Source organism: Streptococcus sp. 5346 (assembly GCF_013277455.1).
Lineage (GTDB): Bacteria > Bacillota > Bacilli > Lactobacillales > Streptococcaceae > Streptococcus.
Genome location: NZ_VMMY01000007.1, coordinates 34,368 through 51,176 on the forward strand (window position 1 = coordinate 34,368; position 16,809 = coordinate 51,176).

34 protein-coding genes are annotated in these 16,809 nt (G+C 38.1%); 11 read left to right on the forward strand and 23 right to left on the reverse strand.

Annotated elements, in window-relative coordinates; all coding sequences use genetic code 11:
- Positions 1 to 23 precede the first annotated feature (23 nt).
- The 23 genes from HT732_RS04925 to HT732_RS05035 form a co-directional block, all read right to left on the reverse strand.
- Entirely contained in the window at positions 24 to 419 is a 396-nt protein-coding gene (locus tag HT732_RS04925; RefSeq protein WP_173254170.1) for a helix-turn-helix transcriptional regulator, read from the reverse strand.
- Entirely contained in the window at positions 409 to 648 is a 240-nt protein-coding gene (locus HT732_RS04930; protein WP_173254265.1) for a DUF3310 domain-containing protein, read from the reverse strand. The genes HT732_RS04925 and HT732_RS04930 overlap by 11 nt, the downstream gene beginning before the upstream one ends.
- Position 649: 1 nt before the next feature.
- Complete coding sequence (locus tag HT732_RS04935; RefSeq protein ID WP_173254171.1) at positions 650 to 829, reverse strand: hypothetical protein; 180 nt, start codon at positions 827 to 829, stop codon at positions 650 to 652.
- Positions 822 to 1,163, reverse strand: coding sequence for a YopX family protein (locus HT732_RS04940; protein WP_205380665.1), 342 nt, complete (start codon positions 1,161 to 1,163; stop codon positions 822 to 824). Before HT732_RS04940 ends, HT732_RS04935 begins: the two co-directional genes overlap by 8 nt.
- Before the next feature lie 54 nt (positions 1,164 to 1,217).
- A complete protein-coding gene (locus HT732_RS04945) occupies positions 1,218 to 1,496 on the reverse strand; it encodes a hypothetical protein (RefSeq protein ID WP_173254173.1) in 279 nt (92 codons plus the stop codon).
- A 1-nt stretch (position 1,497) separates the two neighbouring features.
- Positions 1,498 to 1,980 (reverse strand): MazG-like family protein, encoded by a 483-nt coding sequence (locus HT732_RS04950; protein WP_173254174.1) that lies wholly within the window; start codon positions 1,978 to 1,980, stop codon positions 1,498 to 1,500.
- The gene (locus HT732_RS04955; RefSeq protein WP_173254175.1) at positions 1,977 to 2,237 is read right to left on the reverse strand and encodes a DUF1372 family protein; all 261 of its coding nucleotides are present in this window, start codon (positions 2,235 to 2,237) and stop codon (positions 1,977 to 1,979) included. Before HT732_RS04955 ends, HT732_RS04950 begins: the two co-directional genes overlap by 4 nt.
- The gene (locus HT732_RS04960; RefSeq protein WP_173254176.1) at positions 2,234 to 2,620 is read right to left on the reverse strand and encodes a hypothetical protein; all 387 of its coding nucleotides are present in this window, start codon (positions 2,618 to 2,620) and stop codon (positions 2,234 to 2,236) included. The genes HT732_RS04955 and HT732_RS04960 overlap by 4 nt, the downstream gene beginning before the upstream one ends.
- Before the next feature lie 12 nt (positions 2,621 to 2,632).
- On the reverse strand, positions 2,633 to 2,926 hold the full coding sequence (locus HT732_RS04965) for a hypothetical protein (protein WP_173254137.1): 294 nt from the start codon (positions 2,924 to 2,926) through the stop codon (positions 2,633 to 2,635).
- A 291-nt stretch (positions 2,927 to 3,217) separates the two neighbouring features.
- Positions 3,218 to 3,505: a hypothetical protein gene (locus tag HT732_RS04970; protein ID WP_173254177.1), complete on the reverse strand. Its 288-nt coding sequence runs from the start codon at positions 3,503 to 3,505 to the stop codon at positions 3,218 to 3,220.
- Positions 3,502 to 3,996 (reverse strand): DUF1642 domain-containing protein, encoded by a 495-nt coding sequence (locus tag HT732_RS04975; RefSeq protein ID WP_173254178.1) that lies wholly within the window; start codon positions 3,994 to 3,996, stop codon positions 3,502 to 3,504. The genes HT732_RS04970 and HT732_RS04975 overlap by 4 nt, the downstream gene beginning before the upstream one ends.
- Before the next feature lies 1 nt (position 3,997).
- Positions 3,998 to 4,315: a hypothetical protein gene (locus tag HT732_RS04980; RefSeq protein ID WP_173254179.1), complete on the reverse strand. Its 318-nt coding sequence runs from the start codon at positions 4,313 to 4,315 to the stop codon at positions 3,998 to 4,000.
- A 123-nt stretch (positions 4,316 to 4,438) separates the two neighbouring features.
- Positions 4,439 to 4,666 (reverse strand): hypothetical protein, encoded by a 228-nt coding sequence (locus tag HT732_RS04985; protein WP_173254180.1) that lies wholly within the window; start codon positions 4,664 to 4,666, stop codon positions 4,439 to 4,441.
- Positions 4,666 to 4,860 carry a hypothetical protein gene (locus HT732_RS04990; protein ID WP_173254181.1) on the reverse strand — a complete coding sequence of 65 codons (195 nt, stop codon included), beginning with the start codon at positions 4,858 to 4,860 and terminating at the stop codon, positions 4,666 to 4,668. Before HT732_RS04990 ends, HT732_RS04985 begins: the two co-directional genes overlap by 1 nt.
- A 14-nt stretch (positions 4,861 to 4,874) precedes the next feature.
- Positions 4,875 to 5,645, reverse strand: coding sequence for an ATP-binding protein (locus tag HT732_RS04995; protein WP_173254182.1), 771 nt, complete (start codon positions 5,643 to 5,645; stop codon positions 4,875 to 4,877).
- Positions 5,646 to 5,784: 139 nt separating this feature from the next.
- Positions 5,785 to 6,600, reverse strand: a complete 816-nt coding sequence (locus HT732_RS05000) for a phage replisome organizer N-terminal domain-containing protein (RefSeq protein WP_173254183.1) — start codon at positions 6,598 to 6,600, stop codon at positions 5,785 to 5,787.
- Entirely contained in the window at positions 6,593 to 6,889 is a 297-nt protein-coding gene (locus HT732_RS05005) for a hypothetical protein (protein WP_173254184.1), read from the reverse strand. Before HT732_RS05005 ends, HT732_RS05000 begins: the two co-directional genes overlap by 8 nt.
- 12 nt (positions 6,890 to 6,901) lie before the next feature.
- Entirely contained in the window at positions 6,902 to 7,225 is a 324-nt protein-coding gene (locus HT732_RS05010) for a hypothetical protein (RefSeq protein WP_173254185.1), read from the reverse strand.
- 10 nt (positions 7,226 to 7,235) lie between these two features.
- Entirely contained in the window at positions 7,236 to 7,526 is a 291-nt protein-coding gene (locus HT732_RS05015; protein WP_173254186.1) for a hypothetical protein, read from the reverse strand.
- Positions 7,527 to 7,629: 103 nt separating this feature from the next.
- Positions 7,630 to 7,773 (reverse strand): hypothetical protein, encoded by a 144-nt coding sequence (locus tag HT732_RS05020; protein WP_000389589.1) that lies wholly within the window; start codon positions 7,771 to 7,773, stop codon positions 7,630 to 7,632.
- A 9-nt stretch (positions 7,774 to 7,782) separates the two neighbouring features.
- A complete protein-coding gene (locus HT732_RS05025; RefSeq protein WP_173254187.1) occupies positions 7,783 to 8,496 on the reverse strand; it encodes an ORF6C domain-containing protein in 714 nt (237 codons plus the stop codon).
- A gap of 142 nt (positions 8,497 to 8,638) precedes the next feature.
- The gene (locus tag HT732_RS05030; protein WP_173254188.1) at positions 8,639 to 8,842 is read right to left on the reverse strand and encodes a helix-turn-helix transcriptional regulator; all 204 of its coding nucleotides are present in this window, start codon (positions 8,840 to 8,842) and stop codon (positions 8,639 to 8,641) included.
- Positions 8,835 to 8,981, reverse strand: a complete 147-nt coding sequence (locus HT732_RS05035) for a hypothetical protein (RefSeq protein WP_172448391.1) — start codon at positions 8,979 to 8,981, stop codon at positions 8,835 to 8,837. Before HT732_RS05035 ends, HT732_RS05030 begins: the two co-directional genes overlap by 8 nt.
- A gap of 285 nt (positions 8,982 to 9,266) precedes the next feature.
- Here HT732_RS05035 and HT732_RS05040 point away from each other — a divergent pair, with 285 nt between their 5' ends.
- From HT732_RS05040 to HT732_RS05090, 11 genes are all read left to right on the forward strand, one after another.
- The gene (locus HT732_RS05040; RefSeq protein WP_050200267.1) at positions 9,267 to 9,632 is read left to right on the forward strand and encodes a helix-turn-helix transcriptional regulator; all 366 of its coding nucleotides are present in this window, start codon (positions 9,267 to 9,269) and stop codon (positions 9,630 to 9,632) included.
- 12 nt (positions 9,633 to 9,644) lie between these two features.
- Entirely contained in the window at positions 9,645 to 10,028 is a 384-nt protein-coding gene (locus HT732_RS05045) for an ImmA/IrrE family metallo-endopeptidase (protein WP_173254189.1), read from the forward strand.
- Between the two features lie 35 nt (positions 10,029 to 10,063).
- Positions 10,064 to 10,990, forward strand: a complete 927-nt coding sequence (locus HT732_RS05050) for an HIRAN domain-containing protein (protein ID WP_173254190.1) — start codon at positions 10,064 to 10,066, stop codon at positions 10,988 to 10,990.
- A 14-nt stretch (positions 10,991 to 11,004) separates the two neighbouring features.
- Positions 11,005 to 11,289 carry a hypothetical protein gene (locus HT732_RS05055; RefSeq protein ID WP_173254191.1) on the forward strand — a complete coding sequence of 95 codons (285 nt, stop codon included), beginning with the start codon at positions 11,005 to 11,007 and terminating at the stop codon, positions 11,287 to 11,289.
- Between the two features lie 162 nt (positions 11,290 to 11,451).
- Complete coding sequence (locus tag HT732_RS05060) at positions 11,452 to 12,597, forward strand: site-specific integrase (RefSeq protein WP_173254192.1); 1,146 nt, start codon at positions 11,452 to 11,454, stop codon at positions 12,595 to 12,597.
- A gap of 132 nt (positions 12,598 to 12,729) precedes the next feature.
- Entirely contained in the window at positions 12,730 to 13,299 is a 570-nt protein-coding gene (locus tag HT732_RS05065; protein WP_173254193.1) for a CYTH domain-containing protein, read from the forward strand.
- Between the two features lie 112 nt (positions 13,300 to 13,411).
- Entirely contained in the window at positions 13,412 to 14,371 is a 960-nt protein-coding gene (locus HT732_RS05070; protein ID WP_119947226.1) for a ribose-phosphate diphosphokinase, read from the forward strand.
- 9 nt (positions 14,372 to 14,380) lie between these two features.
- Complete coding sequence (locus HT732_RS05075; RefSeq protein ID WP_173254194.1) at positions 14,381 to 15,496, forward strand: cysteine desulfurase family protein; 1,116 nt, start codon at positions 14,381 to 14,383, stop codon at positions 15,494 to 15,496.
- Positions 15,497 to 15,500: 4 nt separating this feature from the next.
- A complete protein-coding gene (locus HT732_RS05080) occupies positions 15,501 to 15,848 on the forward strand; it encodes a DUF1831 domain-containing protein (protein ID WP_000863540.1) in 348 nt (115 codons plus the stop codon).
- Positions 15,849 to 15,855: 7 nt separating this feature from the next.
- A complete protein-coding gene (locus HT732_RS05085; protein ID WP_049509385.1) occupies positions 15,856 to 16,071 on the forward strand; it encodes a DUF4649 family protein in 216 nt (71 codons plus the stop codon).
- Positions 16,072 to 16,153: 82 nt separating this feature from the next.
- The gene (locus tag HT732_RS05090; RefSeq protein ID WP_000653417.1) at positions 16,154 to 16,795 is read left to right on the forward strand and encodes a redox-sensing transcriptional repressor Rex; all 642 of its coding nucleotides are present in this window, start codon (positions 16,154 to 16,156) and stop codon (positions 16,793 to 16,795) included.
- Positions 16,796 to 16,809 lie beyond the last annotated feature (14 nt).

The window sequence follows — 16,809 nt, forward strand, 5'->3', positions numbered from 1 at the left end:
TTAATTCTTTTGTTCATTGACTTTTATTTTCTTTCTTGGATCTCAATCCCAAAGAAAGTACAGATATATTCCGCTTCACATTCAGAAATTTCCAAACCTCTCTCCCAACAACTTATGATTGTTGAAGAATACCCTAAATGCTTTGCTAATTCTGTACGAGTAAGTCCTTGTTCCAAACGTTTTTCTTTCAAAAGCGCATTAAGATTTCCTACCTCACATTTCTTGAATAAGACATCTCTGTCCAATCCTAACTCTTTTGACAGACGTTCTTTCTGACGATCACTTGGTATCAGACCTCGTTCCCAATTTGAAAATGTCCTTGGACTAATACCAAATTTCTTTGAAGCTTTTCTTAAAGATAGACCTTTACCAATTCGCCACAATCTGATCTGTTCCGAAAAATGTTTCCTATCCTTCATGTTCCATCTCCTCAATCAGCCAGTCTAAATATTTTCTAGCTTTCTTCAAATCTTCTATGCCATTCTTCTTTTGGAAACGTAGTATGTACTTAACAACATTCCCCCAGAAGATACTCTTAGCACCTGTTAAATTTCCTGCGAAATTTCGAATAACATCGATTACTTCGATACCGTTTGCACCTTGGTAGTGGTTTGGTTTGTTTATGTTATCAATTATTTCTGGATTCATTTCAATTCCTCCCATAATGTCTACTTGCTCCATGTAAATAATACGTTCCATCTTTGCGCTTGTTCACATAATACGTGTATTTCCCATCTGGACTAGCGTAGGAAATCTGCTTCTCTCCTGCCCAGACTCCGTTATCACGCATCATGTGACAATTCTCCATAATCCATTCTACATCAGGCATCTAGTAACTCCTTATTCTCGTAAATATTTCCCACAACCTCACAATCAGTATGTCGTAACCACAATTCACATCCGTGTTGTTTAGATTCAAGACGATATGCTCCACTACGATGTCTTACAACTTCGTAATAAGTGGGTTCAGAATAGACATCCTTAGACATTTTGACTATATCTCCCTCAAAGATTTCCTTGCCGTTCTTGTCAAACAATCCTGTTGATTGCATAAGTGTGATTTCATCAAACTCTACTGACATTTCTGTATATCTTTCAGTATCTCCCTGCTGACAGATATCCACGAACTTACTATCGAACGAAATATTAGTAACGTCACACATCCATTTTAACGACTTCATCCACGCTCTATATCTTGGTATCATACTAAATCCTCCTTAGATGAACAAACTAGCTAACCATATCAAAAATGCACATGTAATGATTTTTGATACACTGCTTTTTACAGCGTATGAATAATCTTCATAAGATTCTTTTTTGCTGGATAACACAGGCCAGATGAAAGATAGTAGTGCATCCATCCCTAATGCTTGCCAGACTGTAATTTTACCAACTGGAACAATCGTTGTGATAATCTCATTCCATCCATACTGAACTACAAATGGCGATACAACGATTACAAATACCGCCCCAATAATGATTCCTAGTTTTTTCATTTTATAAATCCTCCTCTTTGACGAAGCTGCCGTCAATCCATTTACCCTTGCGGTCTTTGATTTCTTGGTAAGCCAGTTCAAAGCATTCTTCGAAGCTATAACCAAGTGCTTTGCTGATTGATTTTAACCAGCGGATTGTACGTATGAGACTTACTTTACGAAATTTTTTAGAAAACGAGTCTTGGTAAATCTGAAAATCGCTTATACTTCTACTTAAATGACTAAAACATGTCATTACATCTCTATCATTTCCTGATGTTTCAAAAATCTTATGCACATCCTCTTTTATCAGCAACGTCAACCCGACAATCACGACTGCACAATCTCCAATACTGTCCTTGGTTAACTGCTCATTCTTCTTGAGATAGCCTGCACATAACTCTCCGAACTCTTCGCTAAGTTTTAATGACTGCTTATCCAGTCGTCCACCGTTTTCAAGGTCACGGTCTATAAACCATTGTTTTACTTTTTCTATTGTGTTCATAGTAACACCTCATCCCCTACTCTAATCTTCTCATACTGCTCTCTAGTGACTACGAAAATCCCATAATCTCTGATAGTTACTGTATACAGCTTGCCATGCCGTCCTTTCTCGACAACCTTGCCAAATATCTCAGTGCCTGCGTTATCTGCTTTGTAGATAACCATTGGCTTCTTCTCTTCCAAATCTCGAATCTTGTCCATCTGCCAGATGTTTAGTCCAGCAGATAGTAATATCCAGATAACTATAAATCGTTTCATTCTGTAATCTCCTTATAAAGTAAAGTCATATCAAAACCACTCTCGATAAATCTGTATGTGAGTTCTTTGTTAATTCCATTTCCTAAGCAATTATAAACCACATCTACATTAATATTTGAACCTAAATATTTTTCCAAACGATCGCGATTATCTACATAAAAATCAATATTTCGCTTTTGTTGTTGATAAGGTCTAGTTTTGGATATATCCCTAGTGCACCACATTAATACCTTTGAAATGACATCATTCTTTGTCAAACAATCTCTTAAAGAAAAGTATGTGTTTGTTTTTGGGATGAGAATAAGTTCTAATTGTCTATTTATAAATGAGTCGGGAAAATAACTCATAAGCTTTTTCAATTCTTCAAAGACTTCATTATTCATCACTCCACCTCCTTACTTTTTTGAATTCTTTCGTTTAAAGACTGGGTTATGTCTTTCTTTTTCCTTCTGTTTGTGGTAATTATTGTCTTTATCAAAAACAGAGTTTTCATCTCTCATAATTTTTTTCACAACATATGGATTCATTACCTCTTTTTCCTTTTTCTTTGGTTTTACATTTATTTCTAGAAAGAAAGATTGATTTGGAATTTCAAGTGCGAAAGTTGTTGTATTGTTATCAGGAGAGTTTAAAATATTACCAATTTCAAGAATAAGTTCAGTAATACTACTTCCAAGCGTTAATGCCATCACTCCACCTCCTTGCTCTTAATTTCTCCAGTAAGTCTATTTTCTAAAATGTGACTTGTATAGCAAATATCGCTTTTATATGTATAGTGATCAACGGTTTCTTCAACCCGTTGGCTTCGTGTGTAAGGGTATCTGTTTGGTCGTTTCAATCTGTGACCTCTCTTCCTTGTTCTTTCAACCATCTATGGAATCCTTTAATAGCGTCTTCACCTTTTTTTAATTTGAAAATCCCACTGTACTTGTCATCGCAATACTTACAATAATCAGTGAATGTCCCTCCGTAAAACGACATCATTCCACCTCCTCAAAATAACTATGAAATTTACTTAAATTAACAACAGCAACCTCTTCAACTGAATGTTTTTCAATGTCAAAGTCTGGGTCATCTTTACTAAACTCTTTCTTAATGGCTTTTTCAGCCAGCGAAGGTAAAGCGAATATGCTTGCTCCGTTTTTTAAGGCAAGCGGATTTCCATGTTGATTCACTATTCGATACCCTATATCAAACGGTCTGATTTCCCTTGGGACTTTTATGCATTTACTTTGATTCTTCATTCCTTCTTCAAGCGTTTGTATCATCCTTCCACCTCCTGCACTTCCACACCCTCGCAATCGAACACCCAGCCGAAGCCAGCTTCTTCTAGTTGTTTGCGGGTGAATTTAGCTCTAAACGGATACCACTCACCGCACCAAAATATTTTGCCATCCTTTTCGCACAATATTTGAGCGTGGTTCATGTAATTTCTAGCTTTTGGCATGGAAATCCGATACCGCTTCTCTTCCTCGACCTCGTAGCCGAAAATCCAAGCAAGTGCGAAGAGTTCGGAATTATCCCAATACCATTCTGCAACTATGTCAGACATGCATGCGTCTATTGAGTAGGACAGTGTATGACCCAGTTTTTTCTGTTCTGCGATAAAATCCGCCACAAACGGTGGAACTTTGACTGGTTGCGGTTCGTCCAGTTGTTTCAAGTCTCTTAGAACGGTTTTTAGAATAGTTTTTCCGCTAACAATACCTACAACACATTCAACCGCTTCATACTTCTTAATCAATGCCTTAATATTCATCTTAGTTTCCTCCATAAATCAAATAAACTGCAATAACTAACTGAGACATGCCTGGTGAATAGCCAATCCAATCATCAAAGTCCTTAGATTTTGGCAACCAATCCTTAGTGGCTCCCAAATCATAGTCTGTAGGCTTTTCATCAGCGAAGATGCATTCCATCACTCCCATAAATGTCATACCATCTTCTGCCATTTCCCAAAAATAGTCCGCCCGATCTTTCACCGCTTGTGGTAAATCTTGCTTGGGAGGTTTGGGCTTCCCGTCTTCTACCGTCCAGTTGTATACTGCATTAACTTTTTGCTTTAACTCTTCCATCATCTTCAATTCCTCCAACTTGTTTTTAAAAAATCCAGCTCTTGCCCCTCATGGCTCAAAGACACAAGAGCTAGCAAATTCTTTATACGCCACTCGTCCAAGTCTGACGCATATTCTAGCTCGCTTTTAACGTGGTTCGCGGCACGTTGATTTTGTTGCTAAATAATAGCAATCTACGGCGCCATAATCAAAACGTACATCGTCTTTTCCGATATATTTTTTGAATCTTGGTCTAGTAATACCAGAGAAAGCCCACTGATGGTCTTCCATATGCTCAATGAGATCATCGACATTATCAAACGTCCCAAGGTAAAACTTGCAGTGCCCGTTGTAGACGAAGTAGAGCTCTAACATCACTCCACCTCAACCGGGTAGAAGTTCCCAAAGGAACTCCTCAATGCCTTGCCAACCTGTAAGGCTGCCGCCCGAGAAACAAACCGCAAGGCTTTCTTCTCCTCAGAACATGAAATGTCCAAACCAGTCACACCGATAACAGCGGACATTAGAAAGGGCTTATCCTCTCTTGTACCATGCTTTAAAATAAACATCAGCCACCTCCGTTCTAAAAATATTGCTTCCGCTTGTTTGTCAAATCATTAAAAACCATCAAATGGTCTTTATCCACCCCCTTCATCAGTCTAGACATGAAGGGCCTGCCATATCGTTTCTGAATATCAGCAGAAATCAAATTCGTGGTAATGATTGTATTTGAACGCTTGTTCAGGATATTGTAGAGGATGGTAAATGACCATTCGCTATCCTTTTCCATACCCAAATCATCCAAAACCAAGAACTTAGCACTCGCAATTTTGTTGACCAGAAACTCTTCCTGACTAAAATCAGCTTTAATCTTCATCAGCAAGTCCGTCACGTTGATAAAAATAGCAATCTCTTTCGTGTACTCAGATAGAGCCTTAACCATAGCAAAGGCCAAATGGCTCTTGCCAGTTCCTGCTTCTCCCTGGAGTACAATGTTGTTCCTAGCACCCTCGGACCACTCACGACAAATCCTCTTTGCAAAAGCTAGCTTTTCCGCTTCTTTTTCGGTTGGTGTCTCAAAATTGTCCAAAGTCGCATTTTTTAAAACCTCATCATAAAGAGAGAATTTTTCTAGGTAGTATTTCCTTTCACGCTCATTCTCAGCGTTAGCCAGTTTATTCACTCTTTCCTGATTTTCTTCATGAATCCGCTCAGATTCACACATACGACACACAACACTCTCAGTCCTCAATATCTTTATCAAAGGAATTTTATGCTTTTCGCAAAGCTCTTCCTGTTGTTCTGTATTCCTGTGATAAGATAAGGCAATCTCCTCAAATACATTTTCTACCATGCTAGCCTACCTCCGCATTCATGCCAGCTGGCCATTTCAGACAAGCAGGCAACCACTTGATGAATTGGTTGATCTGCTAAAAGAGTTTTCTTCTCGTAGCTCAACGGATAATAGTCAATCTCGAATTGTTCAATTAGTTCTAGTACCCCCATTCGTCCTTAGCCTCCTGTTCTTCTTTCTTATCCTTATTTTTCTTTTCGGATTGGCGAACCTGCTCAACTGTCGTGACATTGTTCATCTGCCAATTTCTTAAAATACCACCTATGTATTTGATATTAGGCTTTCCTGAGTTGATTGCAGTCTTCAGTGCTTCCTTTACCAAATCCACATCATTCTCATTTAATAGATGGTTGATTTCTTCAATCTCAAATCCAGATAAGAGTCTGCGAAATTCAGATTGAAAAAGTTCTAAGATATTTTCTTCACTACCACTACTATTAGTAGTAGTTATTCTTTTCTTATTCTTATCTAATCTATTCTTATTCTTATCTTTATCTTCTTCTAGTGCGTTACCGTCCGTTACTGTAACGTTACCTGTAACGTTACCTGTAACGTTACCAAGAGCAAGATTTTTCTGTTTTTTACGATATTTTGCTACACGGTTACGTGTTTGTTCCTTGATTTTCTCCATTCCGTCAATATTTTGATGCTTTTCCCAATTAGGCAAAGTGATGACACCGTCAATAATCTCAACCATCCCGAACTGCTCAAATACTCCCAAAGCCATTCTGACAGTATTCAGTGGTCTACGAAAAATAGTAGCTAACATTTCATCAGTATAATGAACCTTATCAGTCATCATCAACAATCCACTACTGTTATGTTTCCCAGCAAGTGTCAAAATTTTGAACCATATCACTAGAATGGCGTCAGGATCAGGCAAGGCATCAATCAGGCAAATCTTTTCATCGTCAAAAATATCTGTTGTGATTTTTATCCACTTGATTTCAGACATACCGAGCACCCCACTTCCTACGATTCGCACGGTACTTCATCCGCATATCTTCATAGATGTGCATCCCCTCTAGGGCCATCTTCTCAACCTTTAACAACTTATTTTCAGAAACTACATCACGATAGTCCTTAGCTAGTCTTTCATAGTCGGCCAGGTATTCTTTGATGAGTGAAATTTTCCTGTTCTCGTCCTCTAAATATACTTCAAAATCAGACTTTTCTTCATCAGACGATATCATTTCAATATTCACTCTCTCATGCCACGACAGCCATTCAATCAATTCTTCCATTTCCTGACCTCCTCATGACAAAAGTCTGATTGCAGACTGTTTAGGTTCTGGTAAGCCTAACGGCTCTGGACGCAAACCAACAGGCGGTTCGTTATCGTATGTGAAACCAGGAAATTCTCTTCGAATATTCTTGCGAATTTCTTGCCATTTGTCCTCTCTACCACGTTCGTAAGCATGGTTGTACCCTTGGATAATCATAGACGCAAATTCTTGCTCTTCTCGTCTTTCTTTTTCCTTACGCTCCTCTTGCAATTTGATATGACGGCAAAGCCCTGCAAATCCAATCAGCAAAGCTCCAACACCCATCAACTGGTCTAAAATCGGTGGTTCAAACATTTTTATCTCCTTATGCTCTTAATTTTCGTACTTCTTTTTCTAATTCCAAAATCTCATAAACATCATTGACATCATACATAATATCTTTCCCTTGCTTACGAAATCTTAAGCCTTTTCGTTCTAACTTCTTAACATAGGCATGATTAAAGCCGAACTTCTTCATCAAAGCTTGTTGATTGATTGGCATGCGATCATTCTCTAACTGCTCCTTGACCTGCTTTTCAGCAAAGGCCAGTAATTGGTTTGTGAATAATTCAGCACTTTCGCCGTCCAATCGTAATTGTAACGTGATACCTTCCATTTTCTACATCCTCTCAACTATGCGGGCAAGCATTTTTGTGATATAATGGTTTTAATAATTTAAGTGTGCGCCTGATTTCCGTCAGGCTTTTTTTGCGTTGTTGTCAAACTGTTTTACTTTCCATAGCTCTGAGTTCAATCTCATGGCTGACTTGTTTCAATAGCTTCTCACACGCTATCTTAGCTTCTCTGTACGTTGTAGATTCACTGATGAAGTAATCAGCAAGTTCAATGATTTTATCTTCCATACCTCCTCCCTACGCTTGACTAAAGGCGTTCAGCTCCATAATCTTCATCTTGGTATTGGTGCTTGGCTCCCACGTCATCCAGTAAGCAAGAGCAGCTTCTGCAAATTTTTTCGGTAGCAAGTCATAGCGACTGATATTAAAGTGGTCTTTGAAATCAATCTCAGCTTGTCTAAAGACTGACTGAGCGAAAGTCTTATCCGCATAAGCTGGACTATCAATACCACCAAGACAAGCCACAACCCTAGCCTTACGCTTCTTCAGGAGCGACTGAGCATAGCTTGGATGAATCGGTTGCTCGCTCTTAAGGTAGTCGATATCTTCCAGCATGGTCGCCTGTTGCTCACGCAGTTTCTTCTGGCCAGTAAAGAGAGCGATAAAGGCATCCTCGTCCAAATCCTCGCGGATAAATCCGCCCTGCTTGCGAATAGCTGGCAAGACCTCTGATGTCACCCAACGCTTGAACTCTTTAGCCTGAGGCAACTTGCTGGATAAGATAAGAGAGTAGAGACCAGATTCGTTAATGATGATAGTTTCTTGGACCCTTCCTAAATTATCTGTGAGGCCCTGTTTTAGGGCGTCATCTTCATCAACGTGAAGAGCAATCGCATTTCTAGCCTTGCTATATCCTAGGATATCCGCAACATCCTTCCCGACAAACCATGGTTCATCATCAATTATCAAAGTACGGACTTCCTGCCCGTGAAAATTAAAAATTTCGTTCATAATGTTCCTCTTCTTACTTTTCCTAGTGTTAAAATAGTTTCCCAAACATCTAGTCCCTCGAGACTATCGATCATCATCTGACTAAGTTGGTAATTTTTCTTCTGCCAATTCTGTATTATTTTTACTTGCATGTATAAACCTCTTAGTGATTTTTCCAAGGATTCTCAATTCCTAAAACATCTGTGATTTTTTCTTTCACATGATCACTTCCTTTGCCATATTTCAGTAGCTCTGAAATAACTGATGATGCTACAGATACTTGTTTTGCCAATTCGGCTTGAGTCATATCAAGCTCAATCAAACGAGTTTTGATTTTAGCCTTGATTATCTTTAGTTCTTTACTCATCTTCTTCCTTTCTATATTTCTCTGCTTCTTTTGAAATTTTCAAAAGCATTGAAAGTCCCCCAACTACTCCATCTAGGTACCCTCGCCCATAATCTGTCGCTAAGAGTTCCAATAATTCTTTCAGGTCTTCTTCGTTCATTCCTGACCTCCTTTTTAAAAAATTATCTAAAAAGTTAGCGAATTTCTTGACAAAAAACAATCTATAGTTTAGAATTTAATCATAGAGAAAAGACCTACTAAAAGTAAGGTTCTACCTAGAAAACGGACGCCAATCAGTTTCATTAGGCTTTATTTTTTAGTTGTCTTGTTCGCTAACTCTTTAGCTTACAAATAATATTCTAAACTATAGATTGCGTTTTGTCAACAGATTTACAATCAAAAGTTTAAATATTTTTTGTCATGCCTTAGAAAGGTTGATAAATCAATGTTTTCTTTATTCGAAAAAATAAAAGAACTTTGCCAAAATCGTGGAATTTCTATAAATTCTCTTGAAGAAACATTAGGATATAGTAGAAATACAATCTATAGTATGAAAAACAAAAAACCAAATGCTGAACGTCTTCAAGAAATTGCTGACTACTTCAACGTGTCCACAGATTATTTACTTGGTCGCACGGATAATCCTGCTATTGCTGGTGATTCAAAAGAGTATATCTGGCAAGGGAAGACCCTGAACGTTGAAGAAATGGCGTCGAATGTCATGATGTTTGGCGGCCGAGAATTAACAGATGAAAAGAAGAAAATCATCCAGTCTATCATTGAAGGTTATCTCAAAGAAGCTGGTGATTAGAGGTACTGCTTAGTGACCGAAAAAGAAATTATAAGTCATTTTCAGGTTCGCATTGTCGATTTTGACGGTGAGCTAATACCTGATGAACTCGGGTTTTACGAAAAAGAAACCAACACAGCTTTCTTGTCTAATAAACTCAGCAAAAAAGAGAGAGTTAAGGTACTACTGCATGAACTCGGACACAAAGACCATACACGCTCAGAGTACCAGAACGCTCGCCTGCGCTGTGAAAACGAAGCTGATAGGAATATGATCCATCATCTCGTGAAAGACGCACTAGAAAGCTTAGACGACCCCAAAGAGTTTGATTACCTCAAATTCATGTCTTATTACAATCTAAAAACCATGACAAATGAAATCATGATTAAGGAAGAATACCTAGCATTGGTCAATTAAATGATATTGTGGGCATTTGACTAGAGGAGGAAATTGTGCAAAAGACTGTTGAAAAAATCTTGTTTAGAGTTGCTGGTGTAACCAAATATAAAAAAGCGGTTAAAGAAGCCTGTAATCTAATTGCTGAAGATAACGGAATCCCAGAATATGCAAAGTACTATAGCAATTTATCAACTAAGGAACTTAGAGAAGAACTTGAAGAATATGGTCTGAAAGTTTTCAAATATCAAGATTTAAACTTTTTCAATATTGAGCTCGTTCCAGAAGTAGATAATAAGTATGATCCTAATGCTATAAAAGTTTTGATATTTAATAATCATGTAGGATATGTTCCTGCAACTGTTGCTAAAACAATACGAAGATATTTTGATAACAAAAAATATGACTTTGTAATAGAGGGAGAGATAAAAGGTGGACCATACAAAGAGTGGGATGATTTAAACGATAAGGTTATTACTAACAACGACTTAGATATTGGTTTTGAAATATATCTATCAGTTATTGATTCTACGCTAGAAGAAAGTAATGAAATCTCACCGACGACTCCAATCGAAAATGTAGTACATGAAAATACTGAGGAAGAAAGCTCTGAATTTGTATTAGGTGTCCATGAAGTGGATTTACGAGAAAAAGAAAAACAAAAAAATGTTGAGCCTGTGCTAACATCCGATGTATTAGAATTGAAAAAAGAATCAGATTTAGTACAATTATCAAAACCGACTATCCCTATTGAAGAAAACGCATTAAATGTTACTGATTCTACTCAATTTACTACTTCAGTTGAAGCAACACTGAAAAAAGAAAGTCCTACAATTAAATCCATTGTATTATCTAGTGTCGGTCTACTCTTCTTACTTGCTTCCCTATCTCTACTGTTTGAAGGAAAAATTGGGCCATTCTTTATTGGACTAATAATATCTTATATCTTAATAAGACCAATAATTAAATATCTAAAAAAATAAACGGAGGAAATATTATGGCGTTATTTGGTGGAAAAGATAAAATTTCAAAAAAAGACTCTCAAAAACAAAAATATTATGAAGATGCTCTCCCATATTTTGAAGAAAATGATATGGTTCATATTTATGAAAAATATCCTGAGCAAGTTGCTTATATTGGAAATGTGTTAAATAGTAAAGCTATAGCTTTAGCAAATGCAAGTGGTCCTGGTGCGTTTGAAAAAGTTCAAATACAACAAAATCAGATTATCATTCAACAAAATGAAGAGATAATCTCCTTGTTAAAAGAACTTAAAAAATAAAAAAAATCCCCACACTCTCCATCGCCAAACTTTGAGTGTGAGGATTCAACTTTCCATCAAGCAAGCAATGGAAAGGATGATAAAAAAATACAACTATAGTTTATCATAAGTTCTACACCTTTTCAACTATGCGGGCAAGCAATCGAAAAGAAAGGACTTTTTATGATAAAAAAATATATTACAAAAAAAGGAGAGACTAGATATCTCTTTCAAACATATCTGGGCATAGACCCCGCCACTGGAAAAGAAAAACGCACTACACGCCGTGGTTTTAAAACCATTAAAGAAGCTAAAGCTGCCGAACGTGACCTTCTCTTAGATGTTGAAGAAAATGGTTTTTCAAACAATGAAGATTTCCAGAACCCTACATTTGCTGAAGTTGCTGATTTGTGGCTTGATAGCTATAAAAACACTGTAAAACCAACAACCTATCAGAACGTTAAGAAAAAACTTGATGTTATGATTGACTTGTATTTTACAGATATGAAAATCCATCAGATCAGTGTAGCTTATTGTCAAAAGGTTGCTATCAAGTTAAGTAATCGCTATATCCTCTATGCCAATTACTACTCTGTCATCAGCCGTATTTTCAAGTATGCTACTTCTATTGACATCATTAAGTCAAATCCCTTAGACAAGATTATCAAGCCTAAAAATAGGCCTTTAAAGACCAAAGAGAACCACTATACAAAACAGGAGCTAACTGAGTTTCTTAAAGTTTGCAAAGTAGATTGTAAGCCTGTAGAGTATACCTTTTATCACTTACTAGCTTTTACTGGTTTGAGGACTGGAGAAGCTATCGGACTCATCTGGTCAGATGTTGACTTTGAAAATAAACGATTAAGCATTTCTCGAACAGCTGTCGTTGTGAATAAAAAACAAACTGTTCAGGACCCTAAAACCAAAATGAGTAAGAGGGTTATCACCTTGGATGATGAAACTCTGAATGTATTGAAATTCTGGAAGCGTCAGCAGATAAAAGAATATTTTCGGGCTAGTGTGCCTTACAAACATGATTCAAATTATATCTTTACGAACAGTTTCGGAGGTTGGATTTCTCCTTCAGCTGTGAAAGAGAGACTCAGAAGATTCTTTTGTGAACATAACGATATCAAAAAAATCACTCCTCACGGATTCAGGCACACACACGCTTCTCTCCTCTTTGAAGCAGGTGTCACAGCCAAAATCATTTCTGACAGATTAGGTCACAATAATGTTCAAACCACTCTTGATATGTATACCCACATCAATGACAATCAACGTGTTGAAGTCGTTGATCAGCTTATGGATTTCATCCGTTCAAGTTAAAAGTAGAGTCGTATTCAATCTCGTATTCACTTTTGGTCAACATGCTAAAAACCACTGATTTCAAGGGTCTAGGAAGCTGTGAGCAGTTTATACCATAAATCCGCTTTCAACGATAAAGAAAAGGTAAGAAAAATGAAACATTTAGAAATTGAATTGAAAACACTCTTGAAAAAAGATGAATACAATCGTCTAAAAGACCAGTTCACTGGTATTACACCTGTTCTTCAAAAAAATTACTACATCGACACGCCTGATTTTGAACTACGAGAAAAGAAAGTCGCTATGCGCATTCGAACCTTTGACGACTGGGCAGAATTGACACTCAAAGTCCCTCAAAGTGTTGGAAACATGGAGTACAACCAAAAATTGCACCTAAAAGATGCTGAAGTTTATCTGGCTAAGGAAGAACTTCCTCATGGACTGGTGCTCGAAGAATTGGCTAAACATGGTATTAAAACAAGTGAATGGCATATCCTTGGTTGTCTAACGACGCTTCGCTATGAAATGCAAACAGCTATTGGCCTCATGGCACTGGATGAAAGTCAGTACTTTGATATGACAGATTACGAATTAGAGCTCGAAGTGGAAAATCACGAGCAAGGGAAACAAGATTTCCAACAATTTTTAGAGGAAAATCAGATTTCTTATCAAAAAGCTCCTTCAAAATTGGTACGATTTGTCAAAAGCATGAAAAATAGCTGAAATAATCTCCATTTTTTGGTAAAATAGAAAAGATAAAAATACACTAATCCTAGTTCATATATGTAAGGTAAATATCACTAGGATTTATAAAGTTTACAGAGGACGGTCTATAATGTCAGATAGAAAAAACATGAAACTTTTCGCACTCAACTCTAACCAAGAGATTGCACAGAAAATTGCCCAAGCTGTTGGTGTCCCACTTGGAAAACTATCGTCACGTCAATTTTCAGACGGAGAAATCCAAGTGAATATCGAAGAAAGTGTCCGTGGTTATGATGTTTACATCATCCAATCAACAAGTTTCCCTGTTAACAACCACCTAATGGAATTGTTGATCATGGTTGATGCTTGTGTGCGTGCAAGTGCCCACAGTATCAACGTTGTCCTTCCATATTTTGGCTATGCACGTCAAGACCGCATTGCTTCACCACGTGAGCCACTTACAGCAAAACTAGTTGCCAATATGCTGGTTAAGGCTGGGGTTGATCGTATCCTGACTCTTGATTTACATGCCGTTCAGGTTCAAGGTTTCTTTGATATTCCTGTCGATAATCTTTTCACAGTGCCCCTATTCGCAAAACATTACTGCGATAAGGGTCTACTTGGGTCAGATGTTGTTGTCGTCAGCCCTAAAAATTCAGGTGTAAAGCGTGCTCGTAGCCTGGCTGAATATCTTGATGCTCCTATCGCCATTATCGATTACCCTCAAGACGATGCAACTCGCAACGAAGGTTATATTATCGGTGATGTTGAAGGTAAGAAAGCCATCTTAATTGACGATATTCTGAATACAGGACGTACCTTCTCTGAAGCTTCTAAAATCGTTGAACGTGAAGGAGCTACAGAAATTTATGCTGTTTCTAGCCACGGTCTCTTCGTTGAAGGTGCTGCTGAACTGCTTGACAATACTAAGATTAAAGAAATTCTTGTGACTGATTCAGTAGCAACAAAAGAAAAAACTCCTAAAAACGTATGCTACATCACTGCTAGTGAGTTAATTGGTGATGCTATCGTCCGTATCCACGAAAGAAAACCAGTCAGCCCACTCTTTGCCTACAACAAAAAGAAATAAGGTGATCCTTTGATTTATTTGGACAATGCTGCGACGACTCCTATGTCAGCAGTTGCTATTTCAGCTATGACCGAGGTTATGCAAGGAACCTATGGAAACCCTTCTAGTATTCATGGACATGGTCGTCAAGCTGGCAAACTCTTGCGAGAAGCCCGTCAGGAACTAGCTCAGTTACTGGGGACAAAACCTCAACATATCTTTTTCACTTCTGGTGGGACAGAAGGCAACAATACTGCTATCATTGGCTACTGCCTTCGTCATCAAGAACAAGGAAAACATATCATCACAACTGCCATCGAGCACCATGCTGTCCTTGAAACAATTGATTACTTGGTTCAACACTTTGGTTTTGAAGCAACCATTATTCAACCAGAAAATCAAGAAATCACAGCCCAGCAAATTCAAAAGGCTTTACGTGATGATACGATTTTGGTTTCTACCATGTTTGCTAATAATGAGACAGGAAACCTACTACCCATTGCTGAAATTGGCCAAATACTCAAGCAACACCCAGCCGCCTATCATGTCGATGCAGTTCAGGCTATTGGTAAAATCCCTATACACCCAGAAGAATTGGGCATTGATTTTCTCACTGCTTCTGCCCACAAGTTCCATGGTCCTAAGGGAATCGGTTTTCTCTACGCATCTAGCATGGATTTTGATTCCTATCTTCATGGCGGAGACCAAGAACAGAAAAAACGAGCCGGAACTGAAAATCTAGCTGCCATCGTGGGTATGGTTGCAGCCCTAAAAGAAGACCTAGAAAAACAGGAAGAACATTTCCAACATGTACAAAATCTAGAAACTGCCTTTCTTGCAGAGCTAGAGGGTATTCAATATTACTTGAACAGAGGAGACCATCATCTCCCTTATGTCCTCAATATTGGATTTCCTGGCCAGAAAAACGACCTCTTACTCCTTCGGCTAGATTTGGCTGGAATTTCAATCTCTACTGGCTCAGCCTGTACGGCAGGCATTGTCCAATCCAGCCATGTTCTTGAAGCTATGTACGGAGCAAATTCAGAACGCTTGAAGGAATCCGTTCGTATCAGTTTGTCGCCACAAAATACCGTTGAAGATCTACAAACCCTCGCAAAAACCTTAAAAGAAATTATCGGAGGTTAGCCATATGGCATTTGAAAAAACCATTCAGTTAAAAAATTGTCGTTACGACTACACTCTTAGCCCTTCTGTTAAGAAATTCACCCTCAAGGACAACACCTTTTTTGAGACTAAGGTTGGGAACTATGAACTGACTCGCCTACTTGAAAAGGTTCCAAACAGCGGTGAAGGCTTCCAACTCAAAATCATTATCAATAAAGAGCTAACAGGAGCTAAAATTAATATCACTGACAAGTTTGGGCTACGTCTAGTTGATATTTTCAAATCAGAAGACCACCACATTCATCAGGAAAAATTCTACTTCCTCATGGATAGCTTGGTAGAACGTGGTGTCTTTACAAAATCAGAAAGATAGAGCCAAAATGTTTGAACTGACCTATAAGGATAGCTATCATGTAGAGCGTACACTCAAGTATGAGGATTATGAAGCTCTCATGTTGGCTCTGTCAGGATGTGTGACCCTGCCAGATACACTTTATGTGACTTCTTTGACCTTTAAAGGGCGGGAAGTTTACCAAGGACTGGTCGGAGACCTCTACCGTTTTCTATCACATGCAGATTTTTTACATCAAAACTAAGATTTTTCTTAGTTTTTTCTTATTTTTGTTGATTTTTTCACAATGTTTCTATAAAATAGAAGAATAGAAAGGTTGTGATTTTGTGAAAGATAAACAGTCTGCTATTCCAAAAGCTACAGCGAAAAGACTCTCTCTCTACTATCGAATTTTTAAGAGATTTCATGCAGAAAAGATTGAACGTGCCAACTCTAAGCAAATTGCAGAGGCTATCGGTATTGATTCCGCGACCGTACGTCGTGATTTTTCCTATTTTGGTGAACTAGGTCGTCGTGGTTTTGGCTATGATGTCAAAAAACTGATGACGTTTTTTGCCGATTTGCTCAATGATAACTCTATTACCAATGTCATGCTGGTAGGTATTGGAAATATGGGCCATGCCCTTCTCCACTACCGCTTCCACGAGCGTAACAAGATGAAAATTATCATGGCCTTTGACCTAGATGACCATCCCGAAGTCGGTACCCAAACACCTGACGGAATTCCCATTTACGGGATTTCTCAAATCAAGGATAAAATCAAGGATGCTGATGTCAAGACTGCTATCCTGACAGTTCCCAGCGTCAAGTCACAAGAGGTTGCCAATCTCTTGGTGGATGCTGGTGTGAAAGGAATTCTCAGTTTTTCACCAGTCCATCTGCATTTACCAAAAGACGTGGTCGTTCAGTATGTCGATTTGACAAGTGAACTCCAAACCCTCCTCTACTTCATGAGAAAAGAGGATTAGAAAGCGAAAATCAT